Annotated in this window: 3 protein-coding genes; all 3 read right to left on the reverse strand. The window is 44.2% G+C overall.

Annotated features, from left to right (window positions below):
- Nucleotides 1-168, reverse strand: a 168-nt coding sequence (locus C6H66_RS23945; RefSeq protein WP_282183134.1) for a primase-helicase zinc-binding domain-containing protein, incomplete at its 3' end; no start/stop codon positions are given.
- The gene (locus tag C6H66_RS23950) at nucleotides 131-1,672 is read right to left on the reverse strand and encodes a DEAD/DEAH box helicase (protein WP_105396951.1); all 1,542 of its coding nucleotides are present in this window, start codon (nucleotides 1,670-1,672) and stop codon (nucleotides 131-133) included. The genes C6H66_RS23950 and C6H66_RS23945, both read right to left, overlap by 38 nt.
- A gap of 2 nt (nucleotides 1,673-1,674) precedes the next feature.
- On the reverse strand, nucleotides 1,675-2,112 hold the full coding sequence (locus tag C6H66_RS23955) for a replication/maintenance protein RepL (RefSeq protein WP_105396952.1): 438 nt from the start codon (nucleotides 2,110-2,112) through the stop codon (nucleotides 1,675-1,677).
- Nucleotides 2,113-2,500: the final 388 nt, after the last annotated feature.

Below are 2,500 nucleotides of genomic sequence, written 5' to 3' on the forward strand. Positions count from 1 at the left end.
ACTGCATATCCATGATCCCGTCCCATTTTTGTCATCACATCGATATTTTCCTTTTCGCTTACATGCTGGACACTCTCCTGCATAATGTTTCTTTCCTGTAACGGGGGGTAAATCGTAGTATTCAAAAATTTCAGGCCACCGCCCCTTGACTACTTCTACTGTCCGCATTTTTCTGTTTCTCCTGCATCTTTGCCCACGCGATTTGTTTAGAACGAATGAAGTTGTAAACTTCCGGTGAAATTTCAATTAAGTGATCGCTTAAGCCGTGCGGCCAGACACCGAACTTTTTCTTGTAAGTATGAGCGCACCAACCATCACTAATAGGCTTCCCCTGATTTTCCCGCTCACGCTGATAATATTTAATTTGTGACCACCAGCTTTGCTTCTCTTCTTTCGAGTAAATCTTGTCGCCTTTCCCTAATTTTTTCAGCCCGCGAGACTCATCAACATCAACGTTCTCACCCGTTAACGGCTTGAAACCGCATTTTGGGCAAACATAGACGCCAGCGGGTTTCATGTAATGACAGCCAGGGCATTCTTTCGGGATCTTCTCTTGTTTGACTTTCTCGCTAAAACTTGATGAAGATTTCATACCGTCGTTTTTTGAGAGCAATGCGTCATACTCAATATCATCGGGATAGCCGAGAAGATGAACACTGCCGCTGTGATCGAATATCATGCAGGTTTCTTTGCCGGGCGCAGTACGTAATCCGCGGCCAAGACATTGCACCCATCGGATTTCTGACTTGGTAGGCCGGGCATAGATGATGCACCGAACATCACTGTCAAACCCGGCAACTAACACACCGACATTGACGATGATTTTTGTTGCCCCACTTTCAAACCGATTGATGATCAACTGCCGTTCGTCATGCGGGGTTTCTGCTGTCATCACTTCGGCGTTAATACCAGACTTGTTAAATTCCATCGTGACATAGTTAGCGTGCTTAACATTCACACAAAAACAGATAGTTTGCCGGTCTTCGCCATTTTCAAGCCAGAATTTAACGATATTCCCCACTAACGTTGAATCACCCATAATTTCAGCAATTTGTGACTCGTTATAATCGTTACCAAACGCCGCTAAACTTGTCGTTTTCACGCCTGCTAAATCGGGCCTGTCGGGTGCGTAAAACTCGTATTGACTCAAATCACCAATACTGATGAGTTCTTTCATCGTCGTGGGCTTAATCAGTTTCTCGTAATATTTACCCATCCATGCCGCAAATGGCGTTCCTGATAAACCCACGACGCGAATATCGCTATCTCTGATAATTTCCAACAGTTTACGGCGCTTCATGTGCGCTTCATCAATGATTAACAGGTCGATATTGTCTGGAAATTCACGACGAATGAGCGTATCAGCCGACGCAATTTGAATTAGTCGATCTGGGTCATGTAGTGGATGATTTCGCCAAACGTAGCTGATTTGATCCGCTGGCAGTCCGTATTCAACGAACCTTGTCGCAGTCTGATCGAGAAGTACCGTATACGGGGCTACGAACATCACTCTCATACCATGACTGACAAATCCGTCAGCAATAAACGCTGCTATCGCTGTTTTACCAAAACCCACGCTAGCAGATAGCAAAAACGTTCGGTGTTTTTTCCATTCAGTCCGCAGCATGTTTAATGCCGTGACTTGTTTTAATTTAGGTTGTATATTCAACATGATTAAGTTCCTCTAAGTTTTCGGGCGGAGATTTCCCTCAAAGTCTTCCGCCCGGCCTCCTCAAGTTTTTTTCCGTTTATCGCCTGTGCTGCTGAGGCGAAATCAATAACGCTGGGTAATTTTTCAGCGTTCAATGTGTAATATGATGCTTTGGGTATATTCCAGCTTCGACCTCCCCATACAAACTCTGGGTTAATTGCGTAAATCCCCCTCTTGTGTTTTATCAAGTTGTGCTTTGTAAGCTCCTTGACAGCTCTCTCAACTGTCCTGATCGTTGTTTCGAATCTCTCTGCAAGTTCAGCTTGTGTTGTTACGACTCTTCCCAGCTTCCAATCAGCGATATCAACCAAATACCAGAATATTTTTTGACCCGATGGACTCAGTTCAGATAACCTTTTTCCAAACTCAACAAGCCTAAATGTTCTAACAAAACCTCTCATAAAACCTCGTAACATACTGATTTTTAAAGTTAAAAACCAACCCGACAAATCTTGTCGGTATAACCCGACAGATCCTGTCGAAAATTTTCTCGTAACAAATTGATTTATAAAGAATTTTAAAAATCACTCTCCTTGTCCTTAGGTTAGGTACTCTGTGACTCGATCCGCCGTTGACCTTGACCTTTGTTTTTCGGGTTTTGGCCTTGTGCAAACCTCGACTTTCAGCACTTACCAGAAACACAAGCCAGACCAGATTCTCATGTTGGCTTCGGAGTTCAGGCAACCGCCTGTTTGGGCAGGTTGTTCTGGCTAGTGCCTGTTTTCAGCAACTCAGTAGGGGTTGTTACATACCCTTGACTGAAAGCGGCATACTTCCTGACAAACTCCC

Origin of the sequence: Photorhabdus hindustanensis, from assembly GCF_002968995.1 — a bacterium.
GTDB classification, from domain to species: Bacteria; Pseudomonadota; Gammaproteobacteria; order Enterobacterales; family Enterobacteriaceae; genus Photorhabdus; species Photorhabdus akhurstii.